Below are 14,723 nucleotides of genomic sequence, written 5' to 3' on the forward strand. Positions count from 1 at the left end.
GAGGTCCTCTCCGGACCTCATTTCGGGCCGTTCGCCCTTTCGGCGGGATTATAAAAAACGAATTCGTTTAAGCGATAACCGCCTTTCTCCCTGTCGCTTTTCCGTTTTCCTTACCTACTTCCTTTGCGGCGTAATGTTTATTCTCCCACTCCTCCAATCTCCAATCCATGATCTTATACCAAAGCGCCGGCACCAAAGCGATCAATACCATCACTTCGTACCCGTACGGAAGCTGCGGACTTTCCTCGAAGTGTCTCAGACTTTGGTAACGACGGCCTGCGTTTGCGTGATGGTCCGAGTGCCTCTGCAATTGGAATAGGAACGCATTGGAAACCGCGAAGTTCTGGTTCCAAGAATGGATCGGCAGCACCTTTTCGAATTTCCCGGGGGAAAGCTCCTTTCTTTTCAAACCGTAATGTTCTATATAATTCACGAGCTCTAGCAGGGAAAAAGCGATCCAGCTCTGCACCAAAAAGAAAGCCAAAACACTCCAGCGAAGTTCGCCGGTAACGACATAAAAAATCCCCATCACGGAGCAGATGAACAGAACGGGAACGATCATGGAAGTGATCATTTCGTTTTCCAAAACCCAAACGGATTTCCCCTTTTTTTCCAGACGTTTCTTTTCCAGTAGCCAGGCGTCCTTTAGGCTCCCCCAAAGCGTACGAGGATAAAACGAATAAAAGGATTCTCCCTTTCTGCTGCTGGCGGGATCCCCGTCGGTGGAGACGTTCACATGATGACCGCGGTTATGCTCTATAAAGAAGTGCATATAGCATACCGTCATCAGAATGAATTTGGAATACCATTGCTCTATCCTGGTATTCTTGTGCCCCAACTCGTGGGCCACGGTAATTCCTATCCCCCCGGTATTGAGACCGATCGAAAGAACGAAAGCGAACCACTCCAAATCGGAAAGACTTTTGGTTTGGACTTCCCACAAGGCCCAAAGAACCAATGCAATCTGAGCCCAAGCCCAGACATAGGTAATCCAACGAAAATAAGATTCCTGTTGCAATTCCGGAACGTCGGCTTCGTCCGGATTCGAAGGGTCGGAACCCAGCAGTACGTCCAAAATGGGTAGAGCACCGAATACCACCCCGAAGGTGAGAAAGTTCCAACCTCCCCCCAAGTAATAGCCGACGACAGTCATCGCCGGCACCGTAAACGCCACAAGGAACGTAAACCTCTTCCAGATACTCATACACTCTACCTCAATTCGCTAAGATCCGCAGCAGGGCGGATTTATTTTATTTCGAACGTTTGATATTTATATCTAAAAACCCAAGCTCCCGCAAGAAAAAAATCCAAGGAGGAAGGAATTTCACGGAATTTTTCGAAGATTCTCTCCGGCCCAATCAGAGGTGTGTCCGAGTTTTAAAATGATTCCGTCATTTTGGCATCCTTCTCGGAAACGCTCCCCGGGGGAAAGAACGGTTTGAACGCCTTCTAACTTTTAGAATCCCGGATCGGACTAGCACAAAGAGAGTACGCCGGAAGCCATACTCGACGGGTCAGGAAATTTTTTATCTTGTGATCGAATCAAATCCGAAAACGATGGCTTCGGAACCGGTTCGGTTCCGCCAAACGAAAAAGCCAGAAAATCGATTCGAAAATCAAAACCAAATCGCTCGAGGTATTTGTGAATCATTTTCGGGATTTCAGTCTTTATTCTTTTTTAAGTCGAATCCGTTTTTTAAAATCCTATTCCAGCAAGATCCTGTCCGTCGCCTTTTTAGGCATGCACGTACCGTTATTCGCATTGATCCTATTCGCGGCGATGTACCGATCCTCTAACGAGGAAGAAGCGGTTCGGATGCTCCTTACCACTTTTTTTTCCACCTTCCTCGGAACCTTGGTCGTACTCTTCCTTTTGAATAAATTGCTGGAACCGATCGCTTACACTTCCCGTTCTTTGAATCGGTACATAACCGAAAAAATATTGCCGGAGCTCCCCAATCAATACAAGGACGAATTGGGAATCCTAATGAAGGACACCGGCAGAACGGTAAAGAAATTGGACGAGCTCGTACATTATCTTACGGACTACGACGGTCTAACGGGACTTCCGAACAGGAACCTTTTCCTGGAACGTTTTTCCGTCGCGCTAAAGGAACTCTCGGAAAGGGAAAACGCCGTGAGCCTTCCCGTACTTTCCCTGGAAGTCACACGGATCAAAGAGATCCGATTCAATTTCGGTCTTCATACGGGAGACCTATACTTGCGAGCCCTTGCTCAAAAGTTGGAAGTACTTCTCGGGCAAGACACGGTGATCGGCAGAACGGGCGACGGAGGATTTTCCTTTTACCCTGTACTTCCGGATTGCAAGAGTCTGCTGGATGCAGAGGAATGGGCGAAAAAAATCCAAGAAACCGCATCCACCGGAATCCAAATCCTGAACCAAACGATTTCTTCCGAAACCAAAGCCGGTATCGCGGTTTTTCCGTTCGACGGCAAGTCATCGGACCAACTTCTTTTCAAATCCGAAGCGGCGCTCAACCAAGCAAAACAATCCGGAATCGCAAAAGTACAATCCTACTCCTCGGAATGGAAAACGAGGATGAAGGAAAAATATCTCATGGAAAAGGATCTAGTGCAGTCGATCTCGAAAGGACAACTCTTCCTGAATTACCAACCTAGGATCGACCTGCAAACCGGAAGAACCGTTTCCGCGGAAGCCTTGGTACGATGGCAGCACCCAGATCTCGGAATCGTTTCCCCGTCGGTCTTCATTCCGATCGCGGAAGAATCCGGGTTCGTTATGGAGATCGGAGAATTCGTGTTGGAAAAGGCCCTGGAGGATCTGTCCAGATGGAGAAAGGCCAAATATTCCCCTCTTCGGATCTCCATCAATCTTTCCGCCAAACAGCTGGAAGACCCTCAGATCCCTAAAAAAGTCCTGCGTTCCATCGATAAATTCGGATTGGAAGTGGACGATGTAGAATTGGAAATCACGGAGTCTAGCTTGATCACGAATATGACTTCCGCTATGGAACTACTTACCGAACTGCATTCCTGGGGCATAGCGATCTCTTTGGACGATTTCGGTACAGGCTACTCCAACTTGGCTTACTTAAGCCGGCTCCCTCTTAGGACCTTAAAAATCGACCAGTCTTTCGTAAAAAGGATCCTCTTGGATTCCAACTCCCTTGCGATTTCCAGAACCATCGTAGCCCTAGGAAAAAGTTTGGGATTAAGAATCACTGCGGAAGGGGTCGAAACGGAGGAGCAGCTGCGAAAAGTTCGGGATCTTGGTTGCGACGAGGTCCAAGGGTTCTATTTTAGTCGTCCGATCTCCTTCGAAAATTTGATAGAATTCGCGAATCAATGATCGGATAGGATCTTTTTCAATTCCGAAAAAAAGAGATCCTCGACCGAGTCCGAAACCATAGGACCCCATACAAAGAAAATCCAACCGAACCAATGCCTTAGACTATCCCCGCGGTCGACCGCAGGAAGGAGCATCTTTCCGTTTTCGTCCATCATTTTAAAGACCCGGAAATCGAGCCTCTCCTGAAAATAACCGGGAAGTACCAGAAGACTAAACGAGGAAAGAACCAAGGACCAATGCATCTCACGATCGAACCCGTCTATTTTGATTTCCACCTTGCTCGAAACCTTTTCGAACCCGCTAGAATTTTTCGAAGTCCCATACAAGCAGCCATTACTTTCCTCCCGGCAAAATTCGGCTAAACGTCCCGATATACCCGATAAAAATTCCCACTTCCGCTTAGGATAATATCGGAGGAAGGAAAACCGAACCCGATCCTCGAACTGCTCTGCTCGGAACCAACCCGTGACCGCTCGCTTGCAATCGGAAGACTCAGTACACAAGTCGGACCTCTCCGTTTGTCCGCAGAATTCCGAGCAATACTCCCCTTTCAAGAGCAGGACCAATTCCGTCTTTTTCTTCCCCACCGGGGAATCTTTTCGGATTTGGCCGGAGCTTTGTACGGATCGGTACGTACATCCCGCAAATACAAATAGGAAAAAAAGAGCCCGACCTTTTGGAAACCCTATCATCATTCAAACAAGAGTAAAACTCTTATCGGTCCCGCAGGGCGAGACACTTATTACCTTCTCTTCGTATTTTTGTCCGGACCTTTCTCTACCTGATTTTCCGGAGAGAGAAACTCCTTCTTTTCAGAATCTTTCAAATCCGGAAATTCCCTGCGAATCTCTCGGATTTCCGCCGGATGCAGGATCCTATCCGCAGTATTTAAGAGATACAATTTCCTTTCCTGTTCCGAGGTTATATTCAGGGGACGAGTTTTTGCCATATCATCGTCTAGTACGTCGAAGGTGAAGATCCCTGCAAGGAAATCGAAGAATTCCACCCAATGCACTTCCGCTTCCAATCCGGCTACGACTGCACCGGCTTTTACTCCCGTGCCCCAATAATCTCTGTAGTTCTGATAGATCTTTTTGCGAGGACTGTGGAAGACGAAAGACTCGTACGCGTCCTTATTTCCCGTTCCCATAGACCTGCCGGAAATGGAAATCGGAACGATCGGTCCAAGCCCAGCTTCTGCGGACAATTCCTCCGTATAACCTAGATTTCTTTTTTGAAACCAACCTAGTTGGACCGTATTTCCGGCGTAAAGAGAGACCTGAAACCCTCTTGTTACCCAGGCGCTCACTCCGAACTGGGGCCCTACTTTCACATTCACGCTGAAGATGTCCAGAAAATCTAAAATTCTATCCGGAAGATACCAGGCGAACTTGGCCAAAAGACCGCTTTCCTCCGCTTCTCGTTTCCCTCGGTTCGGCCCGAGATAGTAGATTTCCGAAACCGCTTCCTTGTACTGAGGGGGCAATTTTTCATACAAGGCCTTGGCCCTCTCGTTTTCGGGATAGATCTTCAGCACCGCCCGGATCAGCTCCGCGGCCTCTGCGTTTTTTTTCTGGGATAAAAATACGTCCGCATCGTTCAACGAAGATTTTGCCGATGTATGGACCTCGTCGTATCTGGGAACGGTCGCACAGTTGAATGTCGCTATCAAAAAAATAAATGCGGATGCGCTTGCAAAATAGCTTATATTGGGTCCTGTTTTCATGCTTTCTCTCCTAAGTCAGTACCTGAAACCGAATTCGATCCCGATCTGAGACCTCGTATCTTTAGCGCTCGTCTTAGTCCCTACATTTGAAATAAAATTGCCTGACAGGAAATTTATTGAGTAGAGAAAAGGATCCAGGGTTGCCGTCCCATGCGTAGTCGAATGGGTTGCGCTACTAACTACCCCGGAAAGACGCACAAACGAAGATTCGTTGAAATTCCACAAATAGCCGAGTTGGAATCTGTTCCCTTCTATTTTTCCTTGGGAAACCACTTTGATGTGACCGCCAAGAGGCAAATAGTTCGATCCGATTGCTGCAAACGTACGAGTATGATCGTCGAAACGATTGTCTCCGTAGAAGCTGGAAAAATATTCTGCTCCGACATCGATTCTGCTATTCCCGAATACGATCGCGTAGTTCAATCCTGCAAGGACGCTACCGAAGAATTCCCGATAGTCGATCCGGTCCCGCGTAACCGGATCCACCCCGCCGGAAGGAATAGGAGGATTTTTTGCGATAGTTAAGGAATCGTAGGACATACTAAAACTCGAAACCAAGCGTGTTTGATTTTGGTACGCTTCCAATCCGAACCGGAGTGCGAAATTTTCCAAAAATCTGTTTCTAGAATCGTTAAAAATCAAGAAGTCCCCTCCCCAACTCGCTCTCATACTATCTAGCCTATTTTTAGAATAGTCAGAAACCGTTAAATCTTGAAAGAGCGTTGGAGTCCCGGGACTGAACAAAGTACCTCCTGATCTGGAGGAACTGTAAGCTGGAGATTGTATATGTTCAGAACCGAGCGTAGAATACGAGAGCAGGTAATTGCTCCGTAAGAGCCCCGTATGCCGAACCGAAGTTTCCCACTCTAGCCCCTTCCCTCGAAACGAGGTGGAAGTGGGCATCGTTACGCTATAATTTCTAGTTGCGATTGCCCAAGGGCTGCTATTGGCTGTCATTGCCAATGCGTTGGCCGCTGTCGCGGAATGTACTGTATTTTCCGTAATTCTAAATCCGACCGCTCCCGTTTTATCAAAGAAGGATCCTTCCTCCGCCGTCAGAGCGGAAAAAGACGCCAAGCAAAGAGATACCAGAAATTTTTTCGATTCCAACAAACGCCTTCTCGGGATCTACAGGATCTTTTCGTAATTTCAGCCGGGTTTTCGGAAAGACCCAACCGTTCCATAGATCGCATTTTTTTGCCATACTTGGAAAAAGAAAAAATCATACAACTATTTTATAAATATTTTTCATATTCTAAATGGCACATTTCGACGGCAATTTCCACCGTCTGGAAGCACAGAGCGGAACCATTTTGGAAGACTGGCAGGGACAAGAGAAAGTTTTTCGATCTACATTTTCTTAGCAAACAAAAATTTACGGTAAAACCAGCCTATTTGGCGGCGCATTTTATAAAGGATTCCAAGATTTTTGGAATTCTGTGTATTTTTAGGATTCCATCTTTTATTTTTGGAATTCTAAAAATTCCCGTTTTTAATCGGCTAAAAATATTGGAAAATTAAAAAAGTCCAAGATTTGGAATTTTTTTCCGAAAAAATTGGACTTCGTGATGGAATGCTAGCTCATTCGTAATCCAAGCGTAACCCTTTGCTTCCATTCTCCTTTTATCAAAGACCGCCTCCCAAACGGAGTGCAAAAAAAAAGCAAATGGTAACTCTACATGAAAAACAAAAGAAGCGCTGGAGGAAACCTCCCGTCTTTTAGTCGTTCCTTTCTCCATTTCCTTCTCTTAGGATCCGTTTTTGTAGGATTTTCCTCTCTCTTCAGCCAAGGGACCCCAGTTCCAGCGGCCGAGGGACAGGCAGTTCCTGCCCCGACAAAACCTCCCGAAGAGAAGCCGAAAGAAAAGGAAGAATTTACGATCTACGAAGACCAGGACGGACAGTTATTTACGAAACCGGGAGTGGGACGGACTCCGAGTAAGCTGAATAAGGGAATCAACAAGCATGATCCTAAATTCAATCCGTACCCGAACCACCTGACTAGTAGACCTGTCGATCCTCAAAAGGAAAAACTGACCATCACGGGTCGGATCCAGTTCCGAGGCGTTTCCGCTCAGGAAGGATCGAATTTCAACAACGGGCATTCAGATTTCAGTTCCGTGGATTGGAACTTCCGGCGCTTGCGCTTGGGTATGCAGTACCAAGGAAGTTCCTGGTGGGGAGCCGTCCTGAACATCCGCGGAGAAAACATGCTGAACAACCCTCAGTTGAACAGCTCCACAAACGCGGCTGGACAGGTCACTTCCGTTTCGTTAAAAGACGCCAGAGGATTTATCCAAGAGGCGGCCATCTTTTTCAACCTACCCTTCTGGGGAGCGAGAGTCAGCCTTGGGCAATTGCCGACGCAATTCCAACGGGAATACCTAATGTCTTCGGCGAACTTCATAGCGCTGGAGCGTTCCTATACTACCCAGGCCTATCCACAGTTCGACGATGGAGTCGGAATCCAACTCTCCCCTTTAAAGGATTATTTCGACGGAAAGTATGAGAAACACCTGACCGTTAACTTAATGGTAGGAAACGGAAAAGGAGCCGGCGGGGACTTCGGAAACGGACGCCGCCAAGATCTTACCTATACGTTCGACGGAAACCAGCAGTTGATCACCTCGCCGACTTATTATGCCAGGGCTCAATGGAACGTCTTCGGCGGATTAATGAAACCGAACGGAGCTAACGTGGGTTGGCAGGAAGGCGAAGAAATCTTCGTGAGAGATGCCAAGCTTTCCATCGGAGCGGCCAGGATGCAGACCAAAAACGTGGGCTTCAGCAGTTCCCCCGGATCCACTCTCGCCATCGACAGCGGGGTTCCTCGCGGGTACGGAAACGTCACCATGCTGACTCCTCAAACCACTCCGGATTGCGGGACCAACGGAAACTACAACGTCCAAAGCAACCAGACCACCCCCGGTCGGTGTAGACTGGACCTGACGGGAAATACGGTCGATTATACTTTCAGCTGGAGAGGCTTTTATCTCAGCGGGGCATATACGAAATTTACCGGAGCCGCTTCTAACAATATGATCGGATGGCAGCAAACGATAGGTTACAATATCCCGATCACGGAACGTTTTTGGCTCATGCCCGTCTTCCGTTACGATTACATGCAGGGAGATTTTAACCGAAACGGCCACATGGATCCGAGCGATTACAGAAGATACTATTGGGCGGGGTTGAACTTTTTCGGCGACAAGCATTTGTTCAAGGCGCAACTCTTTTACCAGATCCCGGTATTGGAATTGGGCGTGAATCCGAACAACGGCTCTGCGGCCCGGATCAACAACCAGACGGTCTATTTTCAACTACAAGCTACGTTCTGGACCGGCGTCACGTCTCCCGATCATTTGGACACCCGTTTAGAATAGATGGAAAGGTTTACACTTATGAAATATCTTAAATTGCTAATGTTGACCCTGGTTCTCGCTTCTAGCTCCTTTTGCAAAAGCCACCAGGAGGACACCAGCTCACTTTTGCTCGCCCTAGCGGGAGCGCAGACTGCCGACGGAAAAAACTCCCTTGTCGTATTCGATACCACGGACGGAATTTCGTACACCGGAAAATGCTACGATACCTTTACGGCTGGGGGAGCCAGCGGACCTGCGATTTCTCCCACCGCATACTTCAATATCGTCCTGGGAGGAAGCGCGGCAAACAACGACTTCCACAAACAGAATACGAGCTCTAGCACCTGCGCTTCCGGAACCTCCAACCTCGGATTTACGGGAGGAGGAATTCCTGCAATCGGATCCGATTTCGCGTTTAAAGTATATTACTGCGACCCGAACTATTCCGCTTGCAAACAGGCGCAATGGAGAGCGGCCGGATTTCCCTGAAAATCGCCATTGGGCGCTCTCGGAGTCCGAAAAAAAAACAGATTCATTTTCTGACCAAACTTAGAGCCCTTCGGGGCTCGATTTTTGGCCCACTCTTGTCGATCCTGCTTTTTCGGATTGACGTCAAACCGGATCGGATAACGGGTGTACTCCCGAGCGTCCTTTCCTTTAAAACCGCAAGAAATGCCGATTTCTGCGAGAATTCCGGTGCGTAATATCATCTTAATTCCTCGGAAATCAGTTTGTAATAAAATCGATGTAAGTTTAACTGCCATCAAGGAGAGCCCTTTTTTTAAATGAAAAATATCTTCCAAAAAATAGTAGCAATCACCGCAATCCTAGTCTCGGGCTCAGTGTTTGCCGAAGAGAAAAAAACGATCACCATCAAGGGATCTGACACTATGGTCATCCTCGTCCAGAAATGGGCCGAAACGTATCCGGATAAAAAAGTTCAGTTCCAAGTAACCGGAGGCGGATCCGGAACCGGAATCGCAGCTTTGATCAACGGAACCACCGACATCTGCTCCTCTTCCCGTCCTTTAAAGCCCCAAGAAATCCACCAATTGAAGGAAAAATACAACTCCAACGGAGTGGAAATCAAAGTAGCTGTAGACGGATTGTCCCTCTATATCAATAAAAAGAACCCGGTTTCCCATCTGACCCTAGCCCAAATCCGGGATATTTTCACCGGAAAGGTGACGAATTGGAAGGATGTAGGCGGAGAAGATCATAAAATCATACTCTACAGTAGAGAAAACAACTCCGGAACATACGAATACTTTAAGGAACACGTTCTGGAGAAGAAGGATTTCGATCCGGCTGCCCAGCATATGGTAGGAACCGCAGCTCTAGTAAATGCTGTCGGTAAGGACAAATGGGGAATCGGATACGGCGGAGCGGCTTATGCTTCCGAAGTAAAAGAAGTCGCCGTTGCGTTGGATGATAAATCCAAGCCGGAACTTCCTACCGAAGGGAATATCCTCTCCAACAAATATCCGATTTCCAGATACCTATATTTTTATCTGAGAGAAGTACCGAAAGACGATATCAAGAAGTTCGTGGATTGGGTAATCGGCAAAGAGGGCCAGAAAGTGGTTCACAATGTCGGCTACTTTCCTTTGAAAAAGAAATAAGATAGTCGTTAGGTTTAATGAGCAAATTCGAATCTCTTTTGAGATATCTACTCCATCCTCAAAAGCGAAGAGTGGATATCTTTGCGGAATTTACGATCAAGGCCGTGGCCGCGACTTCGATTTTGCTCATTTTTCTGATCTTCTTGTTCGTTTTTAAGGAAGCTTCTTCCCTCTTCTTTTCTCCTTCTAAAGCAAAAATCTCAAGCGAGCCCCAGGCGCCCTCTTCCTATGGAGAAGCCCCGACCTCTTATGGATCGGATGCTCCGAGCGAATACAATCCGGACGGGGGTGGACAGATCCACCTGGGCCCTAAAACTTCCGCAAAAGAAGAGACTCCTAGCGAAGAACCTTCTCTATGGGAAAATCTGATCGGAACCGTTTGGCAGCCGATCTCCACCATTCCGAAATACGGGATCCTTCCTCTGATCGTCGGAACCGCCAAGACAACTTTTATTGCGATCTTAATCGGTGCTCCCCTGGCAATTTTGGCCGCGTTAAACGTAACGTTCTTTTTGCCCATGCGGATCCGCGAATTCATAAAGCCCACAATTGAGTTGTTAGCCAGTTTTCCTTCCGTGGTGATCGGATTTTTCTGCCTCATGGACGTGGCGACGGTGGTAAAATCGGTGTTCGATTTGGACTTTCGGCTGAATGCGATCACGGGGGGAATCGGTCTATCCATAGCCGTGATCCCGATCATATTCACCGTAGCCGAAGACGCTTTAAATACCGTACCCCAATCCTATAGACAAGCCTCTTTGGCTTTAGGGGCTACCGAGTGGCAGACCGCTTACAGGGTCATGCTCCCCGCCGCCCTTCCCGGAGTTTTTGCTGCGATTCTTTTAGGCATAGGCCGCGCCTTCGGGGAGACCATGATTGCCCTTATGGCTACCGGAAACGCTCCGCTGATGTCTTTCGGAGTTTTTGATCCGTCCAGAACCTTCGCCGCAACGATCGGAGCGGAAATGGGAGAAGTCATCTGGGGATCAAATCATTATAATATTCTGTTTTTATTAGGCGTCCTTTTGTTCGTATTCACTTTTTCGCTGAATGCAGTCACCGAACTGTACGTCAAAAAGCGGTTAATGAAAAAATTCCACGGCTCCTGACGAAAATCCTGAACGAATCCGGTTACCCCATTGAAATGGAAAAAAGTCCGCTTAAACCGCAAACGAAGACTGAAAGATAGAATCGCCACGGTCGTAGCCGAAGGCATTCCGATGCTTTCGACGATTCTGATCGTTTCCCTGATCCTTCTCATGCTCGGCAATTTCATATTCCGCGGGTTATTAAACGTAACCTGGGAATTCCTGAGCGCGGCTCCGAAAAACAACAACCTCGAAGGAGGTATATTCCCAGCGATCTACGGAACGGTATATCTTGTTTTTATAATGATTCTTTTCAGCATTCCGATCGGAACTGCGACGGGAATCTTTTTGGCGGAATACACGGATCGCGACTCCAGGTTTACCTCGACTCTGAGGTTTGCGATCAACACGCTCGCAGGGGTACCTTCCATCGTATTCGGGCTATTCGGCGTAGGCTTTTTCATCCAGTTCGTCGGTAAAGGGCTCGATTCCGTGACGGGACACACCGCTCCGGTTTGGGGAAAACCCGCCATTCTTTGGTCCGCGGCGACCCTCGCCATACTGACCCTACCGGTCATCATCATTTCCGTGGAAGAAACCATGAGAAGCATTCCTCGCGAGATGCGTGAAGCAAGTCTGGCGTTAGGGGCCACCAAATGGCAGACGATCTGGCACCTGGTTCTTCCGAATTCGGTTACCGGGATCTTGACCGGCGCCATACTCGCAATCGGAAGAGGAGCCGGAGAAGTCGCTCCCATCATGTTCGTGGGAGTGGTTTATTCCCTCCCCGACCTGCCCGCGAAATTGACGGACCAATTTATGCATTTGGGTTACCACTTATTCGTGCTCGCCACCCAATCACCCGACGTGGACAAAGCTCTACCGAAGCAGTACGCCACTACTTTGGTACTTTTGGCTCTCACGTTCGGAATGAGTTTTTTCGCGACCTATATACGATTCAGAATCCGAAAAAATAAGGGCCGTCTGGGCGCTTAACGATCATATAAAGAAGAACGACGACGCGAGGAGAAATTCGCAGGTGAAAGACAGTCATAAAGTAAAAATAAAATCCCGCCACTTCGATTTTTTCTACGGAGACAATCAGGCCCTGCATGAAATATCCCTGGACATCCACGCCAAAAAAGTAACCGCCTTTATCGGACCTTCCGGTTGCGGAAAGTCAACGTTCTTAAGATCCATCAATAGGATGAACGACGTCATCGACGGAACCAGCGTCGGCGGAAAACTGGAGATCGACGGGATCAATATCTACGATCCGTTAATGAACGTCGTGGAATTGCGCAAACGCGTCGGTATGGTATTTCAGAAATCCTTCCCGTTTCCGAAATCCATTTACGAAAACATCGCGTTCGGATTGAAAATGAATTTCAAACTTTCCAAAAGCGAGATGGACGGCGTAATAGAGGAAAGCCTAAAAAAAGCCGCGATCTGGAAGGAAGTCAAGGATCGCTTGAACGACAGCGCCTTGGGACTTTCCGGGGGACAACAACAAAGGCTTTGTATTGCGAGAGCCATAGCGATGAATCCCGAAGTGATCCTGATGGACGAACCTTGTTCGGCTCTGGATCCGATTTCCACCAAAAAAGTGGAGGAATTCATATCCGAATTCAAGGATTCCTACACCATCGTCATCGTAACCCATAACATGCAACAGGCGGCCAGGATCAGCGATTATACCGGATTGTTCTATATGGGAAAACTGTTGGAGTTCGACACCACCAAAAAGATCTTCAACAACCCTTCCAAAAAAGAGACCGAAGACTACATTTCGGGAAAATTCGGCTGATCGTATTCCTTTAAATTTTATTCCGGAACCGGAACGAAAATCGCTTTTCAACCGGCGCTGTGTAACCTATAAATTAGCTCGGACGAATCTTGTTTCGATGCTGATAGAATCTTCACATTTAGTCGAGTCCCTCTCGGGAGTCCTGGTACAACTAGCGGACATTGTCTCGAAAGTACCCGTCGAATCCTATACTAGGCCGCTGCCCATCCTTTCCGGCTCTTCCGTAGGCAAACACGTTAGGCATTCCATAGAATTCGTCGAAGCGCTTTTAAGTGGACGGGAAAACGAAACGATTTCTTACGATCGGAGAGAAAGAAACCCGTTGTATGAGGACTCCCCTTCCGCCGCTTCCGATCGGCTCGGCGATTTGGCTTCCGTGATACGAATTTGGACGTGGAACGGCCCGGCATCTCTTTCTTACGTCGCTGATCCCTTTACGGCGCAGGAAGGATCGACGGATACGTATTGGGAAAGGGAACTACTGTACGTGCAGGAGCATACCATACATCACGACGCGATGATTCGGATCGGCCTGGAATATGGATTAGGTTTTTCTAATATTCCTAGCGCCTTCGGATTCGCATTCTCCACGATCCAGTTCGAACGTTCGAGAGCCTTATCTATAGGCTGGGATCCGGTGATTTAGGACCGGAATGAAGCCCGAAGACCCGAACGAGACTTCTCTTTTAAGACTTTTCGATCCTATGGAGTTCTGGCCCGCCTGGAAATTGTACCTTCCCGTCGTTCCTTGGATCGCCTTCCTGAGCTTTCGTTCTCTAAGGCCGGGATCCTTTTCCTCTTTGGGCTTCGGAACGATTGCCGCGGCAAATCCGGGAATTCCTTTGGGAGGGCTAGTCGGCGAATCGAAGTTCGACATTCTTTCCAGACTTTCTCCTGAATACGTCCTGAAAAATTTCCGAATAGAAGGGGATTCTCGTAACGAAGAAAGTATAGAAAACGAAATGCGGAGGCTGGGTTTGGAATTTCCGGTCATTTTAAAACCGGATGCCGGCCAACGCGGACAAGGAGTCCGGATCGCTCGCGCAAAGGAGGATCTCCGAAGTCTCCTTGCGGAATCGAACGTTCCTTTACTCGTACAGGAATTTCATCCGGGACCGTACGAGGCCGGGATTTTTTACTATAGATACCCTAATCAAAAATCCGGAAAAATTTTTTCCATCACCCGCAAGGTATTTCCTAGAGTGACCGGAGACGGCAAATCCACTCTCGAAAATCTCATATTGTCCCATCCGCGATTCCGAATCCAAAAGGATGTATTTCGGAAAAGATTCCCCGAAATTTGGAAACGGGTGGTCCCTTCCGGAGAAATTCTTCCTCTCGCCGAAGCCGGAAACCATTGCCAAGGGACCCTTTTCCTGGACGGAAAAGAATGGATGAGTCCGGACTTGGAGGACGCGATACGGAAAGCCACCGCCCCTTTCGAAGATTTTTACTTCGGAAGATACGACGTCCGTTTTACCTCTCCGCAGGAACTGAAACAAGGAAAAGGATTTAAGATCGTGGAATTGAACGGAGTGACTTCGGAGTCCACGAATTTATACGATCCTAGATTCAGCGTCCGGGAACGATACGCGATCCTTTTCAGGCAATGGGGGATTTTGTTCCGAATCGGCCGCGAATCGAAAGGAAAAAAGGCAGGGCTAATTCCTATAATAGCGGCATTATGGAATTTTTATAAAGGAGGAAGAAAAATTTCCGATCTTTCCGTTTAAAATCCGGGGAAAAGTCCTTTCTTCCGCCGGGCGCATATGGGAATATAAACACCT

The 14,723-nt window shown here is 47.9% G+C and carries 14 protein-coding genes; 10 read left to right on the top strand and 4 right to left on the bottom strand.

Annotated features, from left to right (window positions below; all coding sequences use genetic code 11):
- Positions 1 to 67: 67 nt before the first annotated feature.
- Positions 68 to 1,204: an alkane 1-monooxygenase gene (locus EHO61_RS07925; protein WP_135813092.1), complete on the bottom strand. Its 1,137-nt coding sequence runs from the start codon at positions 1,202 to 1,204 to the stop codon at positions 68 to 70.
- A 438-nt stretch (positions 1,205 to 1,642) separates the two neighbouring features.
- Here EHO61_RS07925 and EHO61_RS07930 point away from each other — a divergent pair, with 438 nt between their 5' ends.
- Positions 1,643 to 3,331, top strand: coding sequence for a putative bifunctional diguanylate cyclase/phosphodiesterase (locus EHO61_RS07930; protein ID WP_210415319.1), 1,689 nt, complete (start codon positions 1,643 to 1,645; stop codon positions 3,329 to 3,331).
- On the opposite strand, the gene EHO61_RS07935 is transcribed toward EHO61_RS07930, so the two are convergent.
- The 3 genes from EHO61_RS07935 to EHO61_RS07945 all read right to left on the bottom strand — a co-directional run bounded on the left by EHO61_RS07935 (position 3,325) and on the right by EHO61_RS07945 (position 5,726).
- The gene (locus EHO61_RS07935) at positions 3,325 to 3,606 is read right to left on the bottom strand and encodes a hypothetical protein (protein WP_135813093.1); all 282 of its coding nucleotides are present in this window, start codon (positions 3,604 to 3,606) and stop codon (positions 3,325 to 3,327) included. The two genes, EHO61_RS07930 and EHO61_RS07935, sit on opposite strands and share 7 nt — an antisense overlap.
- A gap of 467 nt (positions 3,607 to 4,073) precedes the next feature.
- Positions 4,074 to 5,057, bottom strand: a complete 984-nt coding sequence (locus tag EHO61_RS07940) for a hypothetical protein (RefSeq protein ID WP_135813094.1) — start codon at positions 5,055 to 5,057, stop codon at positions 4,074 to 4,076.
- Between the two features lie 15 nt (positions 5,058 to 5,072).
- Positions 5,073 to 5,726 carry a hypothetical protein gene (locus EHO61_RS07945; protein WP_135813095.1) on the bottom strand — a complete coding sequence of 218 codons (654 nt, stop codon included), beginning with the start codon at positions 5,724 to 5,726 and terminating at the stop codon, positions 5,073 to 5,075.
- Positions 5,727 to 6,003: 277 nt separating this feature from the next.
- Between EHO61_RS07945 and EHO61_RS07950 the strand changes: the two genes are divergently transcribed.
- From EHO61_RS07950 to EHO61_RS07990, 9 genes are all read left to right on the top strand, one after another.
- Positions 6,004 to 6,204, top strand: a complete 201-nt coding sequence (locus tag EHO61_RS07950; protein WP_135813096.1) for a hypothetical protein — start codon at positions 6,004 to 6,006, stop codon at positions 6,202 to 6,204.
- 532 nt (positions 6,205 to 6,736) lie between these two features.
- On the top strand, positions 6,737 to 8,440 hold the full coding sequence (locus EHO61_RS07955) for a hypothetical protein (protein ID WP_135813097.1): 1,704 nt from the start codon (positions 6,737 to 6,739) through the stop codon (positions 8,438 to 8,440).
- 18 nt (positions 8,441 to 8,458) lie between these two features.
- Positions 8,459 to 8,908 carry an LA_3150 family lipoprotein gene (locus EHO61_RS07960; RefSeq protein ID WP_135813098.1) on the top strand — a complete coding sequence of 150 codons (450 nt, stop codon included), beginning with the start codon at positions 8,459 to 8,461 and terminating at the stop codon, positions 8,906 to 8,908.
- Positions 8,909 to 9,204: 296 nt separating this feature from the next.
- Positions 9,205 to 10,041 (top strand): phosphate ABC transporter substrate-binding protein, encoded by an 837-nt coding sequence (locus tag EHO61_RS07965; protein WP_135813099.1) that lies wholly within the window; start codon positions 9,205 to 9,207, stop codon positions 10,039 to 10,041.
- A gap of 17 nt (positions 10,042 to 10,058) precedes the next feature.
- Positions 10,059 to 11,150, top strand: coding sequence for a phosphate ABC transporter permease subunit PstC (pstC, locus tag EHO61_RS07970; RefSeq protein ID WP_135813100.1), 1,092 nt, complete (start codon positions 10,059 to 10,061; stop codon positions 11,148 to 11,150).
- Positions 11,151 to 11,180: 30 nt separating this feature from the next.
- Entirely contained in the window at positions 11,181 to 12,125 is a 945-nt protein-coding gene (gene pstA, locus EHO61_RS07975) for a phosphate ABC transporter permease PstA (RefSeq protein ID WP_135813101.1), read from the top strand.
- Between the two features lie 43 nt (positions 12,126 to 12,168).
- The gene (gene pstB / locus EHO61_RS07980) at positions 12,169 to 12,936 is read left to right on the top strand and encodes a phosphate ABC transporter ATP-binding protein PstB (protein WP_246032048.1); all 768 of its coding nucleotides are present in this window, start codon (positions 12,169 to 12,171) and stop codon (positions 12,934 to 12,936) included.
- A 97-nt stretch (positions 12,937 to 13,033) separates the two neighbouring features.
- A complete protein-coding gene (locus tag EHO61_RS07985; protein WP_135813103.1) occupies positions 13,034 to 13,582 on the top strand; it encodes a hypothetical protein in 549 nt (182 codons plus the stop codon).
- Positions 13,583 to 13,589: 7 nt separating this feature from the next.
- Positions 13,590 to 14,669: an ATP-grasp domain-containing protein gene (locus EHO61_RS07990; RefSeq protein ID WP_135813104.1), complete on the top strand. Its 1,080-nt coding sequence runs from the start codon at positions 13,590 to 13,592 to the stop codon at positions 14,667 to 14,669.
- Positions 14,670 to 14,723: the final 54 nt, after the last annotated feature.

Source organism: Leptospira fluminis (assembly GCF_004771275.1).
Lineage (GTDB): Bacteria > Spirochaetota > Leptospiria > Leptospirales > Leptospiraceae > Leptospira_B > Leptospira_B fluminis.

Bases quoted from the DNA above. Each gene is read 5' to 3' on its own strand.
- EHO61_RS07945 (WP_135813095.1), bottom strand. From the start codon at position 5,726: ATGAGAGCGAGTTGGGGAGGGGACTTCTTGATTTTTAACGATTCTAGA.
- pstC (WP_135813100.1), top strand. From the start codon at position 10,059: ATGAGCAAATTCGAATCTCTTTTGAGATATCTACTCCATCCTCAAAAG.
- EHO61_RS07955 (WP_135813097.1), top strand. From the start codon at position 6,737: ATGAAAAACAAAAGAAGCGCTGGAGGAAACCTCCCGTCTTTTAGTCGT.
- EHO61_RS07985 (WP_135813103.1), top strand. From the start codon at position 13,034: ATGCTGATAGAATCTTCACATTTAGTCGAGTCCCTCTCGGGAGTCCTG.
- EHO61_RS07990 (WP_135813104.1), top strand. From the start codon at position 13,590: ATGAAGCCCGAAGACCCGAACGAGACTTCTCTTTTAAGACTTTTCGAT.
- EHO61_RS07940 (WP_135813094.1), bottom strand. From the start codon at position 5,057: ATGAAAACAGGACCCAATATAAGCTATTTTGCAAGCGCATCCGCATTT.
- EHO61_RS07965 (WP_135813099.1), top strand. From the start codon at position 9,205: ATGAAAAATATCTTCCAAAAAATAGTAGCAATCACCGCAATCCTAGTC.
- EHO61_RS07925 (WP_135813092.1), bottom strand. From the start codon at position 1,204: ATGAGTATCTGGAAGAGGTTTACGTTCCTTGTGGCGTTTACGGTGCCG.
- EHO61_RS07960 (WP_135813098.1), top strand. From the start codon at position 8,459: ATGAAATATCTTAAATTGCTAATGTTGACCCTGGTTCTCGCTTCTAGC.